This window comes from Pseudoalteromonas sp. NBT06-2, assembly GCF_002276045.1.
GTDB lineage: Bacteria > Pseudomonadota > Gammaproteobacteria > Enterobacterales > Alteromonadaceae > Pseudoalteromonas.
Genome location: NZ_NQMR01000146.1, coordinates 1 through 2231 on the forward strand (window position 1 = coordinate 1; position 2231 = coordinate 2231).

Sequence of the window (2231 nt, forward strand, 5' to 3'; positions counted from 1 at the left end):
AAACTACCTCGCTCAAATTAAGCACACCAACTGGCTATCAATTAGAATTTGATGAGGACTTATGTCATCAAAAGCTTCACCATATTGTGAGTTTACTTAAATGATCAGTCCTCAACAGGTATATTTGGTAACAGGCTTCACTGACATGCGTAAATCCATAAATGGTTTATCAATCATTGTTGCTGAGCAACTTGAGTTAGATCCTCTCAATCAGGCTTGGTATGTTTTTTGTAATAAACAGCGCGATAAGCTAAAAATTTTATTTTGGGATACTAATGGTTTTTGGCTCTATTATCGACGTTTAGAGCAAGGGCGCTTCAATGGCCGAAAAACAGTTGTTCATTGGCCGCTATGGGTATTGAACAACGCCAGTTGCAATGGTTACTCTCAGGATTACCTGTTAGTAATCCGTCACGACATCACACATTATCAGGCCTATCTGTCATGTGCTCTTGAAGATCATTTCTTAGGACTTGAAGGATCTTTTTACTGTGTCATTCTAGTCATACTTTGGGATAAATAAAGCTTTATAAATGTCTGATAATGAGCAAATAGAGCAACTACAAAAACAACTGGCTGCTTTGCAAGCACAGGTAGATGCATTGCAGCAAGATAAACAAGCATAAAAAGAAGATATGGCTGAAATGCAGACGCGTATTGATCATCTTCTTGCAGAATTAAAGCTGAGTAAATCTCAAAAGTACGGTAAAAAAAGTGAAAAGGCACCACGAGGCACTTTCAACGAAGCTGAGCAAGTAAAGTCAGAGCCTAAACATTATAAAAAAGGCAAGCAAACATTACCTGAAGCGTTACCGCGAGAAGAAATTGAACATAAATTAGCTGATACAAGTTGTGCTTGTTGCGGGAATAACATGCATGTTTGTGGCAGTGAAGAAAGTGAGCAGGTTAAAATTATCCCTGCTAAAATCAGCGTGATAAAGCATAAACAGCTTAAATATGCTTGCCGTCATTGTGAAAATAGCCAAATTAAAAACAAAATCATCACGGCTTCTAAACCAAAACAACCGATACCTGGCAGTATTGCCAGCCCAGAAACACTGACCGCAGTTGTAACGGCTAAGTATTGCGATGCGTTACCGCTTTATCGTCAGGTTGAGATATTTAAACGCGGTGGACTTACTTTATCTCGGGGCACACTGGCAAATTGGTGCATTAAAGCTGGCACAATTATTAAATCTTTAGTTGCAGCGATGCAGCGTTACTTACTAGCACAACACAGTTTATGTGCCGATGAAACTCGGGTTCAGGTGCTAGATGAACCAGATAAAAAGGCAACAAGCCAATCTTATATGTGGGTATACCGTAGTAATGAAATGAGTGAGCAACCACTGGTAATTTATAATTATCAGGCGGGAAGAAGCCGAGCATGCTTAAAAGAGTTTCTAGGGGATTATCAAGGGTACTTACAATGTGATGGTTATGTTGCTTATGATAATGTTGACAATATTATACCTGTGGGCTGCTGGGAACATGCCAGACGTAAATATAATGATGCACTTAAGACTGAGTCAAAGAATAAAGGCCGGGCACATAAGGCAATCAGTTTCATTAGTAAGCTGAAACGCAGGCAAAAAACAAGAAACTAAGCGCGAAGAAACGTTATCAATTACGGCAAGAAAAAGCCAAACCAATATTAGCAGCATTTAAAATATGGTTAGATGAAGCAAAAATAAAAGTAATAAAAGAGAGCCATATTGGTAAAGCAATCAACTACACACTTAATCAATGGGATAAATTAAATCATTATATAAAAGATGGTGAATTAGGTATCGACAATAATATAACGGAGCGAGATATCAGACCATTTACCACGGGAAGGAAAAACTGGATGTTCTCACAATCAGTCAATGGTGCAGAGGCAAGTGCGATACTTTATAGTATTGTCATGACATGTCGGGCAAATGATATAAACCCATATTACTACTTCCAACATTTATTTAAAGAAATGCCAAATCGAGAAGGAAATTCAGATTTAACAGATTTAATGCCGTGGAATGTGCAGCTAGACTTTGATTATAACTAGCCGCATTGCCTAGTTGCGCGTTTACCATTGACGAATGAAATTTATGTTCTGTGCGTCCGTAAAAGTAATGTTTTAGTAGAATATTTCCTCAGAATTCACGTAGCAATGCGTTTTGAAGCTTAATTTTTAATAATTTTTGGGTCTATTTTTTCTAAAATAGAAATTCTACAGGCTCGTTACACGTCAT

At 37.8% G+C, this 2231-nt stretch carries 1 protein-coding gene and 1 pseudogene; both read left to right on the plus strand.

The window, feature by feature from the left end; translation table 11 throughout:
- Positions 1 to 100 precede the first annotated feature (100 nt).
- Complete coding sequence (gene tnpB, locus CJF42_RS21105; RefSeq protein ID WP_141235615.1) at positions 101 to 523, plus strand: IS66 family insertion sequence element accessory protein TnpB; 423 nt, start codon at positions 101 to 103, stop codon at positions 521 to 523.
- 10 nt (positions 524 to 533) lie between these two features.
- Positions 534 to 2044 (plus strand): annotated as a pseudogene (gene tnpC, locus CJF42_RS21110) (IS66 family transposase).
- Positions 2045 to 2231 lie beyond the last annotated feature (187 nt).